The sequence below is a fragment of the Flagellimonas sp. ABD4_174 genome (genome assembly GCF_056160185.1).
Genome location: NZ_JBSWWP010000001.1, coordinates 1,677,418 through 1,698,297 on the forward strand (window position 1 = coordinate 1,677,418; position 20,880 = coordinate 1,698,297).

Annotated in this window: 21 protein-coding genes; 8 read left to right on the plus strand and 13 right to left on the minus strand. The window is 41.7% G+C overall.

From position 1 onward, the window contains the following. Positions 1-4 precede the first annotated feature (4 nt). A complete protein-coding gene (locus ACXAFK_RS07300) occupies positions 5-1,486 on the plus strand; it encodes a SusD/RagB family nutrient-binding outer membrane lipoprotein (protein WP_252080032.1) in 1,482 nt (493 codons plus the stop codon). 75 nt (positions 1,487-1,561) lie between these two features. On the opposite strand, the gene ACXAFK_RS07305 is transcribed toward ACXAFK_RS07300, so the two are convergent. The 7 genes from ACXAFK_RS07305 to ACXAFK_RS07335 all read right to left on the minus strand — a co-directional run bounded on the left by ACXAFK_RS07305 (position 1,562) and on the right by ACXAFK_RS07335 (position 8,619). Then, entirely contained in the window at positions 1,562-2,764 is a 1,203-nt protein-coding gene (locus ACXAFK_RS07305) for an NlpC/P60 family protein (RefSeq protein ID WP_474957298.1), read from the minus strand. A 60-nt stretch (positions 2,765-2,824) separates the two neighbouring features. Beyond that, positions 2,825-3,871 (minus strand): aminotransferase class I/II-fold pyridoxal phosphate-dependent enzyme, encoded by a 1,047-nt coding sequence (locus ACXAFK_RS07310; protein ID WP_474957299.1) that lies wholly within the window; start codon positions 3,869-3,871, stop codon positions 2,825-2,827. Beyond that, positions 3,871-4,881 carry a dipeptide epimerase gene (locus tag ACXAFK_RS07315; protein ID WP_474957300.1) on the minus strand — a complete coding sequence of 337 codons (1,011 nt, stop codon included), beginning with the start codon at positions 4,879-4,881 and terminating at the stop codon, positions 3,871-3,873. The genes ACXAFK_RS07310 and ACXAFK_RS07315 overlap by 1 nt, the downstream gene beginning before the upstream one ends. A 112-nt stretch (positions 4,882-4,993) precedes the next feature. Continuing rightward, positions 4,994-5,716 carry a head GIN domain-containing protein gene (locus ACXAFK_RS07320; protein WP_252080028.1) on the minus strand — a complete coding sequence of 241 codons (723 nt, stop codon included), beginning with the start codon at positions 5,714-5,716 and terminating at the stop codon, positions 4,994-4,996. A gap of 134 nt (positions 5,717-5,850) precedes the next feature. Beyond that, positions 5,851-7,578 (minus strand): PspC domain-containing protein, encoded by a 1,728-nt coding sequence (locus ACXAFK_RS07325; RefSeq protein ID WP_375334337.1) that lies wholly within the window; start codon positions 7,576-7,578, stop codon positions 5,851-5,853. Positions 7,579-7,587: 9 nt separating this feature from the next. Beyond that, a complete protein-coding gene (locus ACXAFK_RS07330) occupies positions 7,588-7,917 on the minus strand; it encodes a PadR family transcriptional regulator (protein WP_014031488.1) in 330 nt (109 codons plus the stop codon). A 219-nt stretch (positions 7,918-8,136) separates the two neighbouring features. Beyond that, a complete protein-coding gene (locus ACXAFK_RS07335) occupies positions 8,137-8,619 on the minus strand; it encodes a DUF4870 domain-containing protein (RefSeq protein ID WP_474957301.1) in 483 nt (160 codons plus the stop codon). A gap of 168 nt (positions 8,620-8,787) precedes the next feature. On the opposite strand from ACXAFK_RS07335, the gene ACXAFK_RS07340 reads away from it, so the two are divergent. From ACXAFK_RS07340 to ACXAFK_RS07355, 4 genes are all read left to right on the plus strand, one after another. Further along, positions 8,788-9,243, plus strand: a complete 456-nt coding sequence (locus ACXAFK_RS07340) for a DUF4442 domain-containing protein (RefSeq protein WP_474957302.1) — start codon at positions 8,788-8,790, stop codon at positions 9,241-9,243. A gap of 127 nt (positions 9,244-9,370) precedes the next feature. Then, positions 9,371-10,171: a TIGR00266 family protein gene (locus ACXAFK_RS07345; RefSeq protein ID WP_474957303.1), complete on the plus strand. Its 801-nt coding sequence runs from the start codon at positions 9,371-9,373 to the stop codon at positions 10,169-10,171. A 178-nt stretch (positions 10,172-10,349) separates the two neighbouring features. Further along, positions 10,350-11,003: a DUF2461 domain-containing protein gene (locus ACXAFK_RS07350; RefSeq protein ID WP_474957304.1), complete on the plus strand. Its 654-nt coding sequence runs from the start codon at positions 10,350-10,352 to the stop codon at positions 11,001-11,003. 8 nt (positions 11,004-11,011) lie between these two features. Further along, positions 11,012-11,599: an NUDIX domain-containing protein gene (locus tag ACXAFK_RS07355; protein WP_293294836.1), complete on the plus strand. Its 588-nt coding sequence runs from the start codon at positions 11,012-11,014 to the stop codon at positions 11,597-11,599. On the opposite strand, the gene ACXAFK_RS07360 is transcribed toward ACXAFK_RS07355, so the two are convergent. After that, the gene (locus ACXAFK_RS07360; protein ID WP_474957305.1) at positions 11,593-12,873 is read right to left on the minus strand and encodes a D-alanyl-D-alanine carboxypeptidase; all 1,281 of its coding nucleotides are present in this window, start codon (positions 12,871-12,873) and stop codon (positions 11,593-11,595) included. The genes ACXAFK_RS07355 and ACXAFK_RS07360 overlap by 7 nt on opposite strands. A gap of 106 nt (positions 12,874-12,979) precedes the next feature. On the opposite strand from ACXAFK_RS07360, the gene ACXAFK_RS07365 reads away from it, so the two are divergent. Continuing rightward, positions 12,980-13,177 (plus strand): hypothetical protein, encoded by a 198-nt coding sequence (locus ACXAFK_RS07365; RefSeq protein ID WP_224836574.1) that lies wholly within the window; start codon positions 12,980-12,982, stop codon positions 13,175-13,177. Positions 13,178-13,203: 26 nt separating this feature from the next. Here the strand turns inward: ACXAFK_RS07365 and ACXAFK_RS07370 are convergent, their stop codons facing one another. Continuing rightward, positions 13,204-14,145: a LysR substrate-binding domain-containing protein gene (locus tag ACXAFK_RS07370; protein WP_474957306.1), complete on the minus strand. Its 942-nt coding sequence runs from the start codon at positions 14,143-14,145 to the stop codon at positions 13,204-13,206. 140 nt (positions 14,146-14,285) lie between these two features. Then, positions 14,286-14,705, minus strand: coding sequence for a DUF2141 domain-containing protein (locus ACXAFK_RS07375; RefSeq protein ID WP_224836576.1), 420 nt, complete (start codon positions 14,703-14,705; stop codon positions 14,286-14,288). Between the two features lie 211 nt (positions 14,706-14,916). Between ACXAFK_RS07375 and ACXAFK_RS07380 the strand changes: the two genes are divergently transcribed. Further along, on the plus strand, positions 14,917-17,079 hold the full coding sequence (locus ACXAFK_RS07380; protein WP_474957307.1) for a TonB-dependent receptor: 2,163 nt from the start codon (positions 14,917-14,919) through the stop codon (positions 17,077-17,079). Position 17,080: 1 nt separating this feature from the next. Here the strand turns inward: ACXAFK_RS07380 and ACXAFK_RS07385 are convergent, their stop codons facing one another. Together ACXAFK_RS07385 and ACXAFK_RS07390 are read right to left on the minus strand one after the other, a co-directional pair. Further along, positions 17,081-17,503, minus strand: coding sequence for a DoxX family protein (locus tag ACXAFK_RS07385; RefSeq protein ID WP_474957308.1), 423 nt, complete (start codon positions 17,501-17,503; stop codon positions 17,081-17,083). Between the two features lie 112 nt (positions 17,504-17,615). Further along, complete coding sequence (locus ACXAFK_RS07390; protein WP_474957309.1) at positions 17,616-18,095, minus strand: GNAT family N-acetyltransferase; 480 nt, start codon at positions 18,093-18,095, stop codon at positions 17,616-17,618. A gap of 269 nt (positions 18,096-18,364) precedes the next feature. Here ACXAFK_RS07390 and ACXAFK_RS07395 point away from each other — a divergent pair, with 269 nt between their 5' ends. After that, positions 18,365-20,155 carry a PorP/SprF family type IX secretion system membrane protein gene (locus ACXAFK_RS07395; protein WP_474957310.1) on the plus strand — a complete coding sequence of 597 codons (1,791 nt, stop codon included), beginning with the start codon at positions 18,365-18,367 and terminating at the stop codon, positions 20,153-20,155. Positions 20,156-20,168: 13 nt separating this feature from the next. Here ACXAFK_RS07395 and ACXAFK_RS07400 read toward each other — a convergent pair whose 3' ends face one another. Further along, complete coding sequence (locus ACXAFK_RS07400; protein ID WP_474957311.1) at positions 20,169-20,774, minus strand: FMN-binding negative transcriptional regulator; 606 nt, start codon at positions 20,772-20,774, stop codon at positions 20,169-20,171. Positions 20,775-20,880: the final 106 nt, after the last annotated feature.

Consider the following 20,880-nt stretch of genomic DNA (forward strand, 5'->3'; position numbering starts at 1 on the left):
AACTATGAAAAAAATAAATATAATTAAAACTTTTCTGCTATGTGCCGCAACAACCTTTGTAGCATGTAGTGAGGATTATTTCGACGTAAACACTCCCTCCAATACGGCCACTGTGGAGCAATTGAGGATGCAGGATCTTATTGCGCCCGTAATACACAGTACCATGGAAGGACAGCGTTCTGCCGAGCTTTCGTTTGGGAACTACGTTCAAAACTTTGTTTCAACTGGAGGAGGTGCTGCCGGACAAACATCGGCAAGCGGACTTTGGAGCCAGGTCTACCTTTATGTATTGCCAAATTTACAAGTGGTTAAAGCTAAAGCCGCCGAAACAGGAGCCAATCATATTGATGCTGTGGCCGATATTTTGATCGCAGCCAATATTGGGATAGCCACGGATACATGGGACAATATCCCTTACTCCGATGCCAGTGGAGGACCAGATAACAACTTCCCTACTTTTGATACACAAGAATCGATCTACACGGAGATATTTACTCTATTGGATGGCGCCATTGCCAAATTAAATGGGGCAGACGATTCTGGATTTGTATTGGGATCTTCTGATCTGATCTATGGAGGCGATATTGATAAATGGTTGAGAGCTGCCTATTCTCTAAAAGCGCGCTATCAATTACATTTGGTGAACAAAGGAGTTGTTTCCGCTGCAGATGTATTGGCAACCGCGCAGAATGGATTCACTTCCAACGAGGATAACTTTGCCATGTATTATGACGATCAGCGAATCAACCCATGGTATTCTGCCGAAATTTTGGCACGGAGTACAGGAAACTTGAGCAACGATATTGCCAGTCAGATAGTGAGCTCCATGAACGGGGATTACTATCCTTTTGAGGGCGGAGTTGTTGAAATTGACCCAAGACTTCCTTTGTTCGCCGAAAATGGGGATGAAGCGGAGTACAAAGGTTTTGTAAGTGGAGGTGCAGGTGTAGCTCCAGATGGTACGGATGCCAACGCTAGATTTAGAACAGATGGTTTCTATACCAGTATCGATTCACCTTTAATGCTGATTACCTACGCAGAAGTTGAATTTATTAAGGCCGAGGCTGCATTTTTGGCCAATGGTGGTACAACAACCAGTGTTGGGTCCAATGCAACAGCGTATACTGCATATATGAACGGTATTGCCGCCAGTATGGATATGTATGGTGTGGATGGTACGGATTATATGGCGGACGGCGCAATTGATGTTGGAGAAACAGCGTTGAGCTTGCACCATATTATGAAAGAAAAATACATACATAATTTCCTAAACCCAGAAACTTTTGTGGATTACAGGAGATATGATTTTTCCGATGATGTGTTTACTGGATTGGAGATCAGAAGTGAAGAAGAAACTTCCGATGCAGAATTTAGTGGACAATGGTTCAGACGTGCCAACTACCCTGCGACCGAGTTGAACAGAAACGAGGCCAATGTTTTGGCAAATCAGGTTGATCCTGTTGTTCCAGTTTGGTGGGACGAATAAAGTAGTAGCATAACCCTATGAACTAAAAAGGCCATCCGATCGGATGGCCTTTTTGATTCGAGTGAGTTTTTTTAATCAAAAAACGTCTTCTTCCGATAAATACAAAAGACCATCATCCTTTTGGTTAAGGATTCGTTTGGACCTTAAATAACGGTTGTAATTGTACTCATCAAAATTCTCGGAATTTTTATCCACACTGCTAATATGTACATTCCCCGCCGAATGAATAAATTCATTGTTGCCAAGCCACATACCTACGTGGATAACACGTTCTGGGCTTGTTTCTGTAGCTTTCTTGCCAAAAAATAGCAGATCGCCCGGTAATAGTTGATCAAAATCCTTAGTGTCATCAACCAACATCCCTTCATGGATTTGTTGAGAAGCATCGCGAGGGATGATCATACCGTTCATAAAATAAATTGTCTTTGTAAAGCCACTACAGTCTACCCCTTTTATTGAGGTACCGCCCCATAAATAGGGCACGCCGAGCATGGTTTTGGAAGTTGCCACCAAGGATTCCTGTGTTGGCTCCAAGGAGGATTTCCAATCTTGGTAGGGAGAGGCGTCGGATTTTTTCACAAAAGCCATTCGGCCGTCGGGGTATTTTATTTCATAAAAAGTGCCAGTGTCGGCAACCAAGCTCAAAATATTTCCTGCAACCAAATCCGATACAACCTCCGAGGATTCATTGGCATTGGAATAAGCATGCCCATATATTTTGGTGTAGATTATTTTTTCTGAGCTCTGCCATGCTTCAAATAGGGTTTTGTCCATTAATTCTACGCCACCACTATCTACCCATCCCAAATATTTATCGGGAGTTTGGATCAAGTACCAATTTCTATCTTTTTGATAAACTTTTAATGGCATTCCCAAAGTGGCCTGTGTGACCATTTCTGCAGAATGCGATGGTTTGGAACGGATATTCGCTACGGAAAGTGAAATGGTACCATATATTTTACCTTCCAAATCCTCGGCAGGAAGTGTTCGGATACTATCGGTATAAGAAATCTGTAGCGAATCCAACTTTTGCCGAAGAGCATTTAGCGCATCTGGCATATTGGTTTTTCCGACCAGGGTATAACCGCTGGCATTTTCCTTGGACTCAATATCGAACAAGGCTACACGTTTATCGGGAGCGTACATTTCTCGAACAGATAAAATTATTTCGTCGGTTTTGCTCGGTTCCGTGCTATTTTCCGTTTTGCATGCAACAAAAATTAAGGTGATCAGCGCAAAGAGGAATAGACCATTTTTTAATGGGGACGTCAGCTTCATATTACAATTTTATAAGGTTTATTGGTATTGGTAAAATAATCAATTAAATAGAAATAGATATCAACCGATATATGAATTAAGGCTTTTTGCCAAGGTTTCCACATCTTCAGCGGTATGGTAGGCACTTAATACAATACGGCTGATCAGAGGGCCATTATCATCCGGATAACGGAAGTTGGTAAAAACAAATCGATCTTGTGTCAATGCCGCAGCTAATTTTTCATCTTGAAACTCAAAAGTAGGATGACCGTCCATGTGCATAAAAAAAGAGATATCGCGAACCAGGGATTTAAAATGATCGTAGTTTTTATTGAGTTTATCCATACGTTCGGCATAAATGTCTTGTGCATCTAGCAAGGTGCCCATAAATGCGGGCGATGCCGGACTTGCCCCACCATAAAATGCCGTAGATTGTAGGGTTTTGATATCGTCCTTGTTCCCAAAAACGGCGCCCGCTTGTATGCCCAGGGCCTTGCCCAAGGAAGAACAAACCATCAAATTAAAGGGATTAAAAGTTTTGAGTGTATGGTAACATCCATTTCCTTGATGGCCGACCACACCGATTCCGTGCGAATCGTCGCCAACCAAAATAAGCTTGTCCAAAGGAAGGTTGGATAAACGACCAAACCCGGGATATTGGTAACCCATAAAATCAATAGTATCAAAAAGAACTACCGGGGGCAAGGGACTTTCTATGACCGTTTTTCCTGCCAGTTGCTCCAATTGGCTAAAATTTTCGGTTTTCAGTACGCCATGGGTACAAAGTGCGGCATGGGCATTAGGGGCGGCAATAACCGTGTGACCTTTTTCCAAATGGGTCTGTACTACCAATTGGGCCGCCAAATACCCTGAGGACATGGTCAAACAGTTATCGCTGCCGACCCAATTGGCCAAATGGTCTTCGATTTTTCGGTATACATCGAGGGAGACATTCGATTTTCTCGAGGCCCCGTAGTGCATTCCATATTTAACGATGTTCTGTAGATAAACCTCTTTAAAAGGAAGGTGGTTTTGTACTCCCAGATAAGAGGTGCCCCCAAAATATATATAGGGCAAACCGTTAATGGAAATTTGCCTGTCCGGTATGCTTGGTATCGAATGAGCCATTATAAAAGTTGTATCCCACTTCCTGGCAACTCTGGGAAAATTACTTTTCCGTCGTTTAATATGGTTACTCCAGTTGCTATATCTTCCCGTAACAACATGGCGCCATCCATATCCACATAATCCAGTTGCGGCAATAATTGGGCAATGGCGGAAATACCTACTGTAGATTCCGTCATACAGCCCACCATTAGTTGGAGTCCAAGTTCCCTACCTTTTTTGATCATTCTTCTAGCAGGGGTAAGTCCACCACATTTGGTCAGTTTAATATTGATTCCATGAAAATAAGGTCCACATGCTTCCACATCTGTTTCCACAATACAGCTTTCATCTGCGATAACAGGTAAAACCGATTTTTTCTTTACCAATGCCATTCCTTCCCAATCATCGGCTTTTAAGGGCTGTTCCAAAAACTCCACGCCAAGTTCCTTTAACAAAGGGGCATTTTTAATGGTCTCTTCTGCGGTCCATGCGGTATTGGCATCAATTCTGAATACACTGTCCGTATGTTTGCGCAGCTCGCGAATAATTTCCACATCTTCGTTGGTGCCCAACTTTATTTTATAAAGCGGCCATGGTTTTTCTTGGAGTTTGGCCACCATTTTTTCGATGGTATCTATTCCGATGGTATAATTGGTAATGGGATATTGATCGGTGGTGGTGCCCCAGATTTGATATAGAGGCTTGTCCTTTAATTTACCGTACAGATCGTTTGCGGCCAAATCCAAAGCGCAAAGCGTGAATTTATGAAGGTTTAAAGATTCCAAATGCTCATAGAAATTCTCGGGCGTATCAAAATCGTATGCTTCGATTTGGTCTCTTACGGCCTCTATTTCTTCCATCATCCCTTCTATGGTTATTTTATAGTATGGATTGGAAGTGGCCTCACCGTAGCCAGTTTTTCCATTTAGGGTCAGTCCAACGATCAAGGTGTCCTGTTCATCCCTCGATTCTCTGGAAATGGTAAAAGTATGGGCCAGAGGAAGAATGTATTTTTTTAGGGTTATCTGCATGGGAATATCATATTTTAGCGATTTGCTAAGATAGGTTTTCGAGCAGAGATATTAAAGACAAAAGCCCACTGAAAAATCAGCGGGCCTTCAACAAATTAAAAGGGAAAATGGATCAATATTTTCTTACGCTCCCTGAAACGGATTTTTTGGTCTGCACACTTGCATCTCCAGTATATTTAATGTCCGCACCACTGCTGGCATCGGCCACAAGGGACTCTGAAACGTTCACAGAGATATCAGCACCGCTACTGGCGTCTGCGTTGCACCTTTTTACCATTAAATCCTGAGCTTTGATGTCCGAACCGCTACTGGCATCTGCGAACAAGGCATCTGCTTGTCCAGATACTTTAATATCGGCGCCACTACTGGCATCGGCGGATACTTCACCTGCCACTACTTCTACATGCAGATCGGCACCACTGCTCGAATCCAGCTCAATGTTTTCGGCCTTGATCACATTTTGGCCGATAAGATCGGCACCACTGGAGCTCTCAAGGGCAGTGATTTCCGGCAAGGTCACATAAACTTTTTTGGTGGCCCTACCAATGTTTTCAATGGCATGGATTTTTAACCTTCCCTCTTTGATGTCGGTTCCGATAAGGTCAATAATGTTTTCATCGGCTTCTACGTTAATTTTAAAATCCGAACCTTGTGTTACAAATACATCGATGCCTTCCGATGCTGAAACTACGTCAAAATTTTCGGTAACATCGCGGGTTTCCTCAACGATTTCTCCATTACCGGTTTTTCCGTTGCCAAAGTTCATATCCATCATGCATGAGGATGCAAAGAGGGATAGGAGAACGGCGATTGCTAATCTTGCTAATGTTGTCATGATTGTTGTTTTTAGTATTGATTGATTTTGATTATACGTTTCTTCAATCTGAATAAATTCAGTGTAAATGTCCCTTTTATTGTATGTATTTTAAACTTTGAGTTACCCAATTGACGATTTAAGGTACCCAATTGTTACTTTTTTTCTTTCGCTTTAACTTTTATTCCGTCCTCGTTGATTTTCATTTCAAAGGAATCTTGGTTATCCTTAATGTCGATATCGATGCCATCTTCATTAATAATGATCTTTCCATTGCCATCCTCCTCATCGTCATCCAATTCTGGACAATCCAGGCATTTTAATTCTCCATCTTCGTCCATGGTCCAATAATGCTCCACCAAGCCGGTTCGGTAGTAACCTTGGTCATTTTTAATACCTCGACCAATATATCGATTTGTGGTTTCATCAAAATACACGGTTTTGGTCTCCGGCACATAAATGGTTATGGTCACTTCTTGATTTCGGGCCTTGTTGGATGTATCGGTGGTCAAGTATTTGTCCAGGATTATGGTATTGCCCTTCAACGTGTAGCCAAAAGCAATATTTTTGGCGCGGTCCCTGGCCGCCAAGGTGGAACTCCCATCGGCATCTTTTCTCACATTGATGCTGATGGAATCCGTATCGGATTTCTTGATCTTGATATCTATTTCATCGGACATAAGGATTCGGTTGTCGTTTTCATCATATCCAAAAGTCATTCTTCCAAAATGAATTTCATCGCGACTGTAATCCGTGTCGCTATCCTTCATTTTAATGATCAGAGTGTCCGTGGGAACCTGCATGGCCAACTCCTTTTTGTCGTTTACACTCCCTGTATAGGAGAACTCGGCGGCTTGGCGAATGCCAAATACGATCAATGTGCCCACCGATATCAGCCACAGTCCCAATAGAGCGAACTTGGCGATATTCCCGATGGATTTAAGGTTGTTCACCAAAATCTTCAGGCCTAGATATAGTAGGAAGAAGAAGGGTATGCCCACGGCAAAGAACAACAGGATGGATACCAACCAAACAGGGGCTCCGGAGGTGTTCACTATTTCATAAAAATCTATCCCCGGTACATGTATCGCATCGAACATGCCTACGGTGAACAGGCCAAAGAAGAGGCCGACCAGCGTAGATGCGCCAATAATGATCAATAGGATGCCAATAAATTTGCCGAATATTTTAAATAGGAATAGGATAATGTCCCCGATGGTATCAAAAAAGGTCTTGGAGCTGCTCTTGACCTTGTTTCCTACTTTATCGTAGTCAACGTTTTTTACTTTTTCTGCAACATCATCAAACCCCTCTTTTACTTTGCGTTCTATATTGCTGATGTTGATGGGCTCTCCCCGCATATCCAATTTTTGGGAGGTGGTAGCTGCTTCGGGCACTAAAATCCATAGTAGGATATAGGCGATCAAACCGAATCCGCTGGTGAAAATGGCCAAAAGGATAAAAATTAACCGTACCCACAAGGAGTCGATGCCCAGATAATGTTCCAGACCGGCGCATACACCACCAATATACTTGTGGTCGATGTCGCGGTACAATTTTTTGGCTCGGGCCGTTGGCTGAGCATAGGATTTTTTGGGTTCGTCCTCAAAAATATCCTCGTCCACCATATAATCTTCGGGCTGCCCCATTACTTCGATTACCTGGTCTACTTCTTTATGGGTGATCACCTGCCGCTCGTTCTCCATTTTCTCCAAGAAGAGTTCGGCAATCCTTGCCTCGATATCGGCAATGATCTCGTCGCTTCCCTTGGTACCTGAGAAAGACCTCCTTATGGACTCCAGATACCGTCTCAGCTTGTTATACGCATCGTCATCTATGTGGAAGAGCGTATTTGCTAGATTTATATTTACTGTCTTGTTCATTTTTTGATTCTATTTTGTGTTGGTTACCAGATTGACTGCATTTCTTAGTTCATCCCAGGTGCCGTTGAGCTCGTTTAGGAACAATTGCCCTGTTTCTGTTAGTGCGTAGTATTTGCGTGGTGGCCCCGATGTGGATTCTTCCCAACGGTAGTTGAGCAGACCGGCGTTCTTGAGCCTTGTGAGCAAAGGGTATATGGTGCCTTCCACTACTAACATCTTTGCGTCTTTTAAGGCTCCCAGTATTTCCGAGGCATACTTGTCGTCATCCTTTAAGATGGACAGAATGCAGTACTCTAGAACCCCCTTGCGCATCTGTGCTTTTGTGTTTTCTATATTCATAATTTCATGGTTCTATTAAATTAACTGTTCGTTTTTGTTCTGCCAAACTTTGTTTGGCTGCGTTTCCACTCCATTCCCCTGAATTGGGCAGGGGAGTGGGAACGGTTCTTTGATTGATGATTGTTGATTGATGATGTTTTTTCGTTTTTTGATTGATGTTTAAACTCCTTTTACTTGATTGATGATTGATGTTTTGGAGGTGATTAAGCTCCTTTACTGTTATTTAATGAATTTAATGGTGAACGGGTACTTGAAATATTCCCCCTCATTGGTTCGGATAGTGGCCAAAATGGAGAAGACTATATTTACTATGGCCAAGGCCAATTGCAAGAATCCTGATATGCCCACAGGCCAAATCAACCGTCCAAAGTTAAAATTGTCACTATCTATATGAATGTTCAAATTGTTAAGGTCGCTCAAACGATGGAACCCTAAAAAGTTCCAATCGAACAAGTCCGGCCAAAATCCTATGAAAAAAGGAATGGTGATCAAGCCGGCTATAATGGAGTACAACAAAATGCTTATTTGAAAGTTGAGCGCTTGCTTTCCATGGTAGTCCACAAAATCGTGTTGCTTTTTGTTGGCGGTCCATAGAATCAGAGGAAGAATGAAATTCCCAAAAGGAATAAAATACTTCGAGAACATGGACGCGTGTATGATCGCGGATAAATTTCGTTCGTGTTTGGTGATTGTAGTTGCCATTTTCTGATTGATGTTTTTTGATTGTAAAAGGGTTAACCTATTAGCTTACCATGCAAATATATATCCAAAAGACAGTACTATGCAAAACAAAGTACTATAAATTAACATAATATTAACAATTATATTTTGCTTCAATTTGCCTATTTTTAAGCCAGTTAAACAAACAATATGGCATTGACACCCAGTAAAATCAATATGTTCACTTTTATGAAACTTCCTTCGGCATGGTGGTGCGGGGTTAGGCTCAAGTATATTGATGATAAACAAGCAGTAACTACGGTAAAACACAAATGGAGAAATCAGAATCCGTTCAAATCCATGTTTTGGGCCGTTCAAGGAATGGCCGCCGAACTGAGTACCGGCGCTTTGGTGATGAACGAAATCCAAAAGAGTGGTAAAAGAGTGTCCATGCTTGTGGCCAACAACAAAGCTACCTTTACCAAAAAAGCTACGGGGCGCATCACTTTTACCTGTGAGGATGGCGAACAAATTGCTGCCGCCATTCAAAAAACCGTGGAAACCGGGGAGGGACAAACTTGTTGGATGAAATCCGTAGGGGTAAACAAGGATGGGGTAGAAGTTTCCACCTTTCATTTTGAGTGGACCGTGAAGGTGAAGAGGTGATTGGGGTTAATGTTAAAAGGTTGAAGGTATAAAGGTGAAAGATGAATTGATTACATCTAAAATGTAACAAAACAACTATCATTTCAACATATAAACAGAAATCAAAAAACTTAAAAACAATCAAAAAATGAACGCACACGAAATTGATTACCACATATACGGCGAAGAAATGCAATATGTGGAAATAGAACTGGACCCACAGGAAGCCGTGGTTGCCGAAGCCGGCACTTTTATGATGATGGACCAAGATATCAAGATGGACACCATCTTCGGCGACGGATCTAATCAAGATACCGGCGTACTGGGCAAGATATTCTCCGCAGGTAAACGTTTGCTAACGGGCGAGAGTCTGTTTATGACCGCGTTTCTCAATATTGGCCAAGGAAAAAAACAGGTAAGCTTTGCTTCTCCCTATCCGGGTAAAATTGTTCCCATAGATCTTTCAGAAAAAGGAGGAAAGTTCATCTGTCAAAAAGATGCATTCCTATGTGCCGCCAAAGGCGTTTCTGTGGGCATTGAGTTCTCCAAAAAACTAGGGCGTGGATTTTTTGGTGGCGAGGGCTTCATCATGCAAAAGTTGGAAGGGGAAGGTATGGCCTTTGTGCACGCAGGTGGGACCATGGCCAAGAAAACATTGGCAGCTGGCGAAACGCTTAGAGTGGATACGGGCTGTATTGTTGGCTTCTCTCAAACCGTGGATTATGATATCGAATTTATAGGGGGCATCCGCAACAAAGTATTTGGCGGGGAAGGACTTTTCTTTGCTACGCTGCGAGGTCCTGGAACCGTGTATGTCCAATCCTTGCCGTTCAGCAGGTTGGCCAGTCGGGTTTGGGCCGCTGCCCCAAGAGGTGGTGGCAAAGATAAGGGCGAAGGCAGCATCTTGGGCGGTCTCGGTGATTTGTTGGATGGGGATAATAGGTTCTAGGAGTTAGGAGTTAGGAGAGCCAAGACTCAATGTCGTTCTGAACGGAGTGAAGAATCTCTATTGGTCTGCTTCGACTTCGCTCAGCATCCGTGTGGAATGACAAGTAACAAATTCCAAAAATCCAACCATCCAAAAATCGGATATCTGATTTCTGAAAAAAAGCACTTCTTTTGTGGGTATGAATTTCAACGACCTGTTCCATTTTCTGGAAGAACTTCAAAAAAACAACCATAAGGAATGGATGGATGCAAACCGTAAATGGTACAAATCGCTCCGTAATGACTTTATCGCTTGGCTGGATGATTTGGACATGACCATGGCCCAACTCCATGATGATTATTACCCAACTCCGGGCAAAAAGGGCATCAATCGCATCAATAATAACTTGATGTTCCATCCGAATAAGCCCATTTATAAAGATCATTTTGGCGCAGGGTTGGACAAAGCGCCCAATTCTGCCGATTTTTATATCGAGATAGGCCTTAAACAATGTTTATTGGCAGGTGGTCGCTGGCGGCCCGATTCCAAAACACTACGGAGTATCCGAGATGCCATCGATTACAACGGAGAGGAATTGCAGGCGATTCTCGATAAACCATCATTCAAGAAAATGTTCGGAGGCTTGTACGAAGACGAAAAACTGGTATCGTCACCCAAAGGATTTTCCAACGACCATCCACATATCGAACTCTTGCGCAACAAAACTTTTGCCGTAGAACTCGAATTGTCCAAAGAAGAAGTGCTTCGGGATGATTTTAAAGAAAAAATTGTGGAAGTCTATAAAGAAATGCTTCCTTTTCGACAATATCTTAACCAAGCTGTAACCGTTTAAATTTAAGCATGAAATACGGGAATATCAGAAATATTAGAAAAGAACTTTTGTCCGATAATTGGTACACTTTGAACAAGGTTACTTTTGAGTATCAGCGGGAAGACGGGGAATGGGAGACCCAAATTAGGGAAGCCTATGATCGGGGTAACGGGGCGGCCATTCTTTTGTACAATATTGAAAAGGGCACGATTATTTTGACCAAACAGTTTCGAATGCCCACGTATTTAAATGGCAACAAGGACGGAATGATGGTTGAAGTATGTGCAGGGCTTTTGGAAAAAGGCAATGCCGAAGAGACCATTAAAATGGAAGTGGAGGAAGAGACCGGGTATAAAATTGATAAGGTGGAAAAGGTGTTTGAAGCCTACATGTCGCCTGGTTCTGTCACTGAAATCCTTTATTTTTTTATTGGCCGGTATGAAGATGCCATGAAAGTGGGCGAGGGAGGTGGAGCGGAAGACGAGACAGAGAACATCGAGGTTTTGGAACTGGATTTTAAAGCAGCGATAAGCATGATGCAATCAGGTGAAATCAAAGATGCAAAAACCATTATGCTGTTACAATATGCCCAAATTCACGGAATTTTTGATCAGTAATTTTCATGCAAGTTTTTAAGGGTGCTGTACACAGTATCCAGTATTTCCGAGGTCGGTATGCGATAATGATTGTTCATAAAACTAAAGATGAGCAGCTTGCCCGATTTTGTTTTTACATATCCGCTTAAATTATAATTATTCCCCACAGAACCCGATTTAGCAAATAAAAAAGGTTCCGTTGTTGGATCTTTCCATTGCTTTACGGTACTGTTCGGCCCCCACATGGGCATTATGCCAAACAAACGTTCTTCGGGAACTTCTTTGTGCAATTTTTCAAGAATCTGTACAAAGGACCTAGGGCTGAACAAATTGTAACGGGACAAACCGGAGCCATCTACCCAACGGGGTTGTTGGTCGAGGTCCTTTAAATGGGTGTTCAACATATGATCAATGGCCTTTTGGGTGCTCAAGGTGTCGGAAAGCATGCCAGAGGATGCCAGGAGTAATTGTTCGGCCAAAAAGTTATCGCTCCTAAATAGCATGCGCTTATAGATGGAATCTGTTTCTACGCCATAAAGAGTCTGTTTCTCCCCTTCGGGAAAATGTTCGGACAATGTGATTTCTTTTCCAATGGCCGATTCCAATAAATGCTTCGTTAAACTATCACTGGCTATAAAAGGAACTTCCAAAGTGTCTGTTTCCGTTGGCGAAATATAAAACCGATTTACAAATTCATCTCGACTTAGGGTAGTGTCCTTTACCAGAACGGCTTGGGTGAGTTCACTCGGGCTAACGCTCAACCCATCGGTGTGTGAGGCAAAAATAACATTGCCGTACAGGGGCATGGTTGTTTTTTCGGGAGAAAAATAGGTTTCGTAATCTTCCCATGCCCAACCTGGCCCGTACCGGTCTTCGTCGTGGTTTTTTGTATAAAGGGCAATGGTATTTTGCTGCTTAAGCCAATTTATGGCACTGCTATCCTTTAAATGCGGATGTAACCAAGATGGGTCGCCCGTACCTTCAATAAAAAGAGTGTCTTGAGAAATTAAATATTTTAAAGTAGGTATATTTTTGGGAAGTAATTTTACCCCGGTGTAAAAAGTGACAATTTTGGTATTGCTGGCAGGCGTAAAATATTTTTCGCCATTTCGATTGTAAATTTCTTTACCTGTTTTGGCATCCACCACCAAAAGCCCATGAAATGAGTTTTCCAAAGTAGGCCTTGCCAATTCAGAGGTAATGGTTGTTTTTACGGATGCACAGCCGGCAAAAAGCAAGGCGAACAAAATAAACTTGGAGAAAAATAGTTTAAAGTTAAGGTTGGTACGGTTCATCGATTTTAACAAGAAGGTTTTTATTTTTTAACTGAATTTTCAACTTTAAGCGGTGCTTTTTTATTAATTTAGGTACAACCTAACAATGCAATTTAATCAATTTAATATGCCTAGAGCTATGTTTGATTACACCAAAACTATTCTTCAAAAGGTTAGTTTTGATGTTAAACTTTTCACTAGGGAACTTCAAAAAGCAGTTTCGAGATTGTTGCCCAGTGAATTAGAGGAACTTAGAATCTGGTTGCAATTGTATATTGTGGACAAACCAGAACTACATTCAACATTAATTTTATTAAAAACATAAAACTAAAGCCGCTTTTCAGCGGCTTTTTATTTTTTGCCCAATGGGCTGATGATTTTTACATCCTGAAAAGCAATGGCTCCTCGAACGATACTGGAAATAACTTCGCGCAAAGCCTCTGTAATCTGAATTTTAAGCTCGCTTTTGTGGTAGATCAAACTGATTTCCCTGGCAGGGGATGGTTTTTCAAAGGACTTTAGGTTGACCCTTTTGTCCTCTTCCAGGTTTAAGGTGTTCAAGTAGGGCAACAAGGTCATGCCCATTCCTTCATCCGCTAAACTTACCAAAGTTTCAAAGCTCCCGCTTTCTATTTTAAATTGCTCCGCTCCTAGGCTTTGGGGCGCATTGCATAGGTTGATCACACCCTCCCTAAAGCAATGTCCATCTTGTAATAAAAGAATATCGCTCACATCCAGTTGGTCCGTTCGCAATAGTTCTTCGGAGGCCAATCGATGGTTTTTGGGCACATACCCCATAAATGGTTCATAATATAGTGGCCATTCCTTAATAAACTCTATTTCCAAAGGAGTGGCAGCTATGCCCGCATCCAAATGGCCATCCAAAATATTCTTGATCATGGTCTGGGTCGATTGCTCCCTAATGATAAGGTTTACTTTGGGATACTTTTTTATAAAAGCGTTCAAAAACATGGGAAGTAAGGTAGGCATCACCGTTGGGATAATGCCCAGGGTATAGTCCCCTCCAATAAAACCTTTGTCTTGATCTACAATATCTTTGATGCGTTCCGCTTCTGCAACAATATTTTTTGCCTGTGCTACAATTTTTTTACCGACTTCGGTAATGGTAATCGGTTTTTTTCCCCGATCAAAAATTAAGATGTCGAGCTCGTCCTCCAATTTTTGAACCTGCATGCTTAAAGTAGGTTGGGTAACAAAACTTTTTTCTGCAGCAAGGGTAAAGTTCTTGTACTCTGCAACGGCCAATACATATTGTAGCTGGGTAATCGTCATTAAGGGATAAGTTTAGGGCATAAATGTATGAAAAACTATCAGGCAAATCTATGGAAAATGGCAGATTTTGATGGACCGTATTGCAAATATAAAAGCTCGCACAATGGCGAGCTTTATCTTAGAAATTATGTGTTTTTGGATTAAAACCTAATGGTAAACTCCATGTCTTCTTTGTCTACTTCAAATTTGGCACCATCAAAAGTCGGAGGTCCCATGGCCATATCGTTGCCGGACATCCCATAACTTTCTTTGGGCATTCCGTTGGCCTCAAAATCCATTCGGTTGTTCCCGTTTATATCGTGCATGGCCATTATCGCGTAGTTACCTGGCTGCACATTGGTAAACGTTAAGGTTACCTTGCCATTTTCTATAGTGCTTTGAAGGTTTTGTACCCCGGGCCCTTTCATAAAAGTGTCGGCAGTATGAAGCCCAATAAGAACCTTTCCCTCATTGCTGGTCACATTGTCGATGGTTACGGTTATATCGATTCCGTTATTTTCTTGTGCCATGGCCAATAGACTTACAAAAAAGAAACTTAGAGCGAGTGTTACAGTTTTCATAATGTTTGTTTTTGTTGTTTGTGTGTCCAAAATTGATAAAGAGGCCGGCATAATTAAAATTGAACATACCGAAATGTTGAATAAGGGGAGTGAATTGAACGGTGGTGTATGTTATGTCAATTCAGTTGTAAAAATCCACAGTTGGGTATTTTGTTTTGTGGTGGTCGAGGGTCGATGCGCAATTTTGTGGCATCAATCAAAACGAACAGACATGAAATTTATCATCAATCTATTTACCATTTTATTTTGCACGGGAGCAGTTTTTGCCCAACAGACCATCAGCGGAAAGGTGACCGATGCCAAAAAAAATCCGATTGAAGGAGCCAACATTTATTTGGAAGGTACCTACGATGGGGCTTCCTCCGATGCAAACGGCAATTTCAGTTTTGAAACAACAGAGGAAGGGCTGCAGACCTTGGTGATATCCATGTTGTCCTACGAGCCCCATTACGAGGCGGGAGATGTTTCATTTTTTAAAGAGATCAACATTACATTGGTGGAATCCGTCAACTCCTTGTCCGGTGTAACCTTAACAGCAGGGACTTTTGAAGCGGGCGACAATTCCAAGGTATCGGTGCTTAAACCGTTGGATATTGTAACCACTGCTGGCGCGGCAGGTGATTTTGTGGCGGCATTGCAAACCTTGCCGGGAACTACAACAGTAAATGAAGATGGGCGTTTGTTCGTGAGAGGTGGTACCGCGAACGAAACACAAGTATTTATTGATGGACTTCGCGTATTTCAACCTTTCAACGCCACAGCCAACAATACACCCACCCGAGGCAGGTTTTCACCATTCCTCTTTAAGGGCATATCGTTTAGTACAGGAGGGTATTCAGCTGAATATGGACAAGCACTTTCCAGTGTACTTTTGTTGAACACTACTGATGTTCCATTGCAAGAGAAAACGGATATTTCCATTATGTCCGTGGGGGGCGGACTGGGCCATACCGAGATTTGGGGCGATCAATCGTTGAGCATAAACACCTCTTACGTAAACCTTGCCCCGTACGAAGCATTGATTCCCTCCACACAGGGTGTAAACTGGAAAAGTCCCTACGAATCCATAGCCGGCGAAGGAGTGTTTAGGAGCAAAGGGGAGAAGAGCATGTTTAAACTTTACACTGGCTTTAACCATGCCAATTTGGATATTGAACAAGAGGATATCAATTTTGAAGATTTTGTACGATTTCGTTTAAAAAACAACAACTTATATTTTAACGCATCTTACAAGTATTATTTTAAGAACGATTGGAGCCTGACTTCTGGTGCCTCGATCGCATGGGATATGAACGACATCGGAATTGAAGCCGATAGGGTAGATAGCAAGGAAACCTCTTCCCACATAAAATTTAAGGCGCGTAAAAATTTTAGTAATCGATATGATTTGAGTTTTGGTGCGGAATATTTCAATACCAATTATAATGAAACGTACACGGATCTAAACAACGATTCATTTTTTAGTGGTTATAATGATGGACTCTGGGCCGCCTTTGCCGAATCCGATATTTTTTTGAGCAACAAATTTGCCATGAAATTGGGATTGCGGGCCACGCAAAGTTCTCTTTTGGACGAGTTTAATCTTTCTCCTAGAATTTCCTTGGCCTATAAACCGGGCAAGGATGGGCAGTTTTCTTTGGCATATGGCGATTTTTATCAACGACCGCTCACAGAAGTGGTCAAATTCGACCAAAATGTTCAAATGGAGAAGGCTACACATTATATACTTAATTATCAATATATTAAAAACGGAAAAACCTTTAGGACCGAGCTTTATTACAAGGACTATGATCAATTGGTGAAGTTTGATACCAAACTCCCACAGTTCAATTCCAATTACTCCAATACAGGAAATGGTTATGCCCAGGGAGTCGATGTTTTTTGGAGGGATAGCAAGAGCATAGAAAATTTGGATTACTGGGCTTCTTACTCTTACTTGGATACAGAACGCGATTATAGAAATTTTCCTGAAAGGGCAACGCCCAACTTCGCACCAAAGCATAATTTTTCCTTGGTTACCAAGTACTGGGTGGATAAATTAAGGTCCCAGGTCGGTCTTTCTTATTCCTATGGTTCCGGGAGGCCATATAACAACCCTAATACACCAGGCTTTTTACAAGAAAAGACAAGATCTTATAATAATTTGAGCTTTAACTGGGCCTACCTTATCGACCAACAGAAGATCTTGTATTTTTCTGTAAGCAATTTATTGGGTATCAATAATATTAGTAATTATCAATATGCGGATACCCCAAATATGGATGGGGTGTACAATCGAAGGGCGATTACGCCGCCGGCAGACAGTTTTTTCTTTGTTGGCTTTTTCTGGACCATCAGTAAGGATCGTAAAAGTAATCAGTTGGACAACCTATAACCTATTGCTGCATTTTAAGGTAATAGTCTACCGAGTGCCTGCCCGATCCATACACAATAAAAAAGAGGCACAAAACCAAAACAACAATGGAAAGGATAAGATTGTTCATATCCATTGTGCCCAAAAAATTGGTGAGTATGGCCCCGAAGATAATCGGGAGTTGGGCAATGGCGGCCCATCGGGTAAGTAAACCGACCACAATTAAAATACCACCAACAAAATGGGCAGGTACAATATAATGTAGAATGATCATGCCACCAGGGACGTCTTGAAAAGGGCGTCCCATTTCTTCCATTTTTACATGGTTGGTCATAAACTCGATGCCCTTGACGAAAAGTATAACACCAAGTAGGATTCGTACCATATCCAACACAAGGTAGGTGTGCGCATTAGCCCACTTATTGCAATCTTTGATGAGACCCATGGCGATGAAGTTTAAGATTACATCTATAAGATACTCATTTTTAAGTAATTATAAAAGAAATACTAGGTAAGTTTTAATAGGTGGGACAAAAAAGCCGATTCAGATTCAAGACTTAGGCGTTTGGAAGGGTCAATTCCATTTGAATGTCGCTCCGAACATACGGTGAGGTAATTCCGGTTATTTCAACAAAACCCAATTTTCGGTAAAGTGACAGTGCAGGGGCCAATTTACGATTGCTCTCCAAAAATAGTTTTTTGGCACCAATGGAAATGGCCTTATCTATTATGTGCTGTCCTAGTAATTTGCCTATGCCTTTGCCTTGTGCTTTAGGGGAAACGCCCATTTTGGAAAGCTCTAGGTCAAAACCTTCGTATTTGCTGGGAACTAGTGCACATACACCAACAGGAGTTCCATCCATTAACGCCACAGCAATGTAACCGCCCTTATCCAAAATATACTCCTGTGGATAATAAAGGGTTAGGCGGTCCGTTTCTTCCATCACGAAATATTTGGTGATCCACTCTTCGTTAAGATACCTAAAAGCTTCTTTATAGGCTTCCGAAAACGGGACAATGGTAATGTGTTCTTGCATTGTGCAGGTTGGGAATATTTTGTCAAAAATAGATTGAATCTTTCTAACCCTCTATAAATTGAAACCTATTTTTTATGAATTTAAAAGACCTATCCATCAATCGACCTTACCGTTCAACGAAAAAATTACCTGTTGGACGATAAAATATGTAGCTTTACATTATATTTAGTCATAAAATTCTTACAAGTCCCAAATCTTGCAAATGAAAAGTTTAGACAAATATCAACCTGTCCCAATCAGGAATATTAACCTACAAATCCCAATCGGCTATGGTGATAAAACTACCCCCGTTTTTTCGAACTACATTCCCGTTCCAAAGTAGGCGCACTGTTTTTGTGCTTTTGACGGTTGTTTTTCTTGGTCTTCCCACGCAGGCCCAAGAAGAAAGCAATCCTTACGTGCGCTACGATGTCCCATTTCAGAACTTGTTGAAATTCAATAGGTTTTTGATCAACCCTACCTTTTCTTCCATTAGGGAAGACAAGTCTTATATAAACTTTTTTCACAGAAGCCAAAGTGCTGATTTCGACAATAACCGTCAAAATTATTTTTTAAGTTACAGCGGCAGATTGAACGATCGAGTTGGCCTTGGCTTTAGTCTTTACAACCAACAGGAGGGTGTAATTTCCAATTTAGGTGTAATGGCCAATTATTCCCACGGTGTCCGGTTGGGGAGTGAAAGTAGTCTGACATTTGGTGTGAACATTCCATATTATGTGAGCAGCTTCGACCCAAGTAGAGCGGTTGCACTAGAAGACGACCCAGTTTTAAGGGAAGCCAGTGAAAGCTCCATAATTTCGTTTCAGCCCGGACTGAATTTAAGTTTGGGAAAGTTCGATTTTGGCGTGTTCGCCCAAAACTTGGTGGACTATAATTTAAAAACAGGAGAGTCCCTTACCAGTTTTAACGAGAAGATTTTTTCGGGTCACGTTCAATATGCCCATCAATTTGAAAATGCAAGGGGCATTTTGGAAGATGGTCGTTTAATGCCCTTGGCTCGAGTTCGTTTTGAGGGCAATGAGGACATCATCTTCGGTGGGGGTATAATTTTAGACCTTCCCAAATTAGGCTGGATTCAGGGAGGTTACGATCAATTCTATGGCGCATCGGCCGGTACGGGATTTAATTTGAACCAACGATTGTCCTTCGGTTATAACTTTGAGAAAAGCCTTAGCAATAGTATCGCCAACCTTGGAGTTACCCACGAAATATCCATTGCTTACTCCTTTGTGCCCAACCTTTCCAAAAATACATTTGTTGCCAACGATGAGGATGAGGAGAAAAAGAAGATTGAGAACACGGCTGTGGCAGAAGCGGAAAACAACACGGAAAAAACAAAACAAAAAAGTAAACTGGATGTAGAAACCACTTTACGCCCATATAACAAAGAGGATAGGGCCTATTGGGAGGAGCGCATAGCCAAATTGCAAGAACAACAAGAAGATAGCTATGCCGTAATCGATGATCTGCTGTATCAAATAGATTCCATGAAACAAAGTAGGGAGCAGGATATGGAGGAACGTTTTGAAATGATGATGAGGATTGTAAAAAGACACAACGGAAACAAAATCCCCGATATTGAAAAGCATGCCCAAAAATTGTACTTGGCGGACAGGAAAGACTTGGATGCCATTTATAAGGAAATCGAGGCCTCTACTACAAACGCTTTGGCGGCGAACACTGCGAAGGCATCAAAAGATGTCAAAACAAAAAAAGAAGGAACTTTTCATGGAGGAGCCTTTAAGCCCATCGAAAAATTCATTGATTTGGATGGAGTTGGACAAGGGCACTATATCGTCGCCAATGTTTTTAAAAGCGAAGTTTATTTAAAAAACTTTATGCAAAAGCTCAAAAATGAAGGATTGGATGCGCAATACTTTAAAAACCCGGATAATGGTCTAAACTATGTGTATTTGGCCAAATACGAAGAAAATGAGGATGCGTATGCCGCTTATAGATCTAAATTGAAAGGCAAGTACAAGGATGAAATTTGGATTATGCACGTGGAAAACTCAAGATATGCCAATTGGGCCGACACCATTTTTCAAGACATTGAATAAGAGGTTGTCGCCATTATCCACCTTTCATATGGTCGGCAATCCCTTTGCTGCCCGGGTCGGAACGTTCTTCTAACTCCGAAACTATCTTGTGATGGTCTTCCATTCGCGTTTGGGACAGTTTGTAGGTGGCTTGAAAATCGGATATTCTAATTTTAAATCCCACCACACCTTTGACTTGTCGCAATGTTTTGGGCGACATTTCTTTTAAGGATACGGGGTTTTTGGAATTCTTCTCGTACTTGTCCACCAGTCTGTGCATGGATTTCATGGTTGCTTCTTCGGTCAAGATCTGCAAATTGCCATACACATGTACCGCAATATAATTCCAGGTTGGGACTTCCTCTTCCTTGTACCATGATGAGGAAACGTAGGCATGTGGCCCATTAAAAATGCACAGTACTTCCGTATTGGCAGTAAAATTTTTCCATTGTGGATTGGCCTTGGCAATATGGCCGACCAAAATATCGCTCCCGTCCACATCGGTTTCCAATTCCAAGGGAATGTGGGTGCCCCATGGCTTATGGTTTACAATATTGATTAAAATGCCAAAACTGTTTGCCATTAAAAAATCTTTGATCTCATCAATGTTTTGATTTTGATAATGGGAAGGAATGTACATGGAACGCTTTGTTTGTTGGAACTAGGTGCTAAATTATAAATTAAAGTCTGCTTGGATAACAATTCATCCCCGAATGTTTACAGTTCGGTAATCCATTTTTTTACAA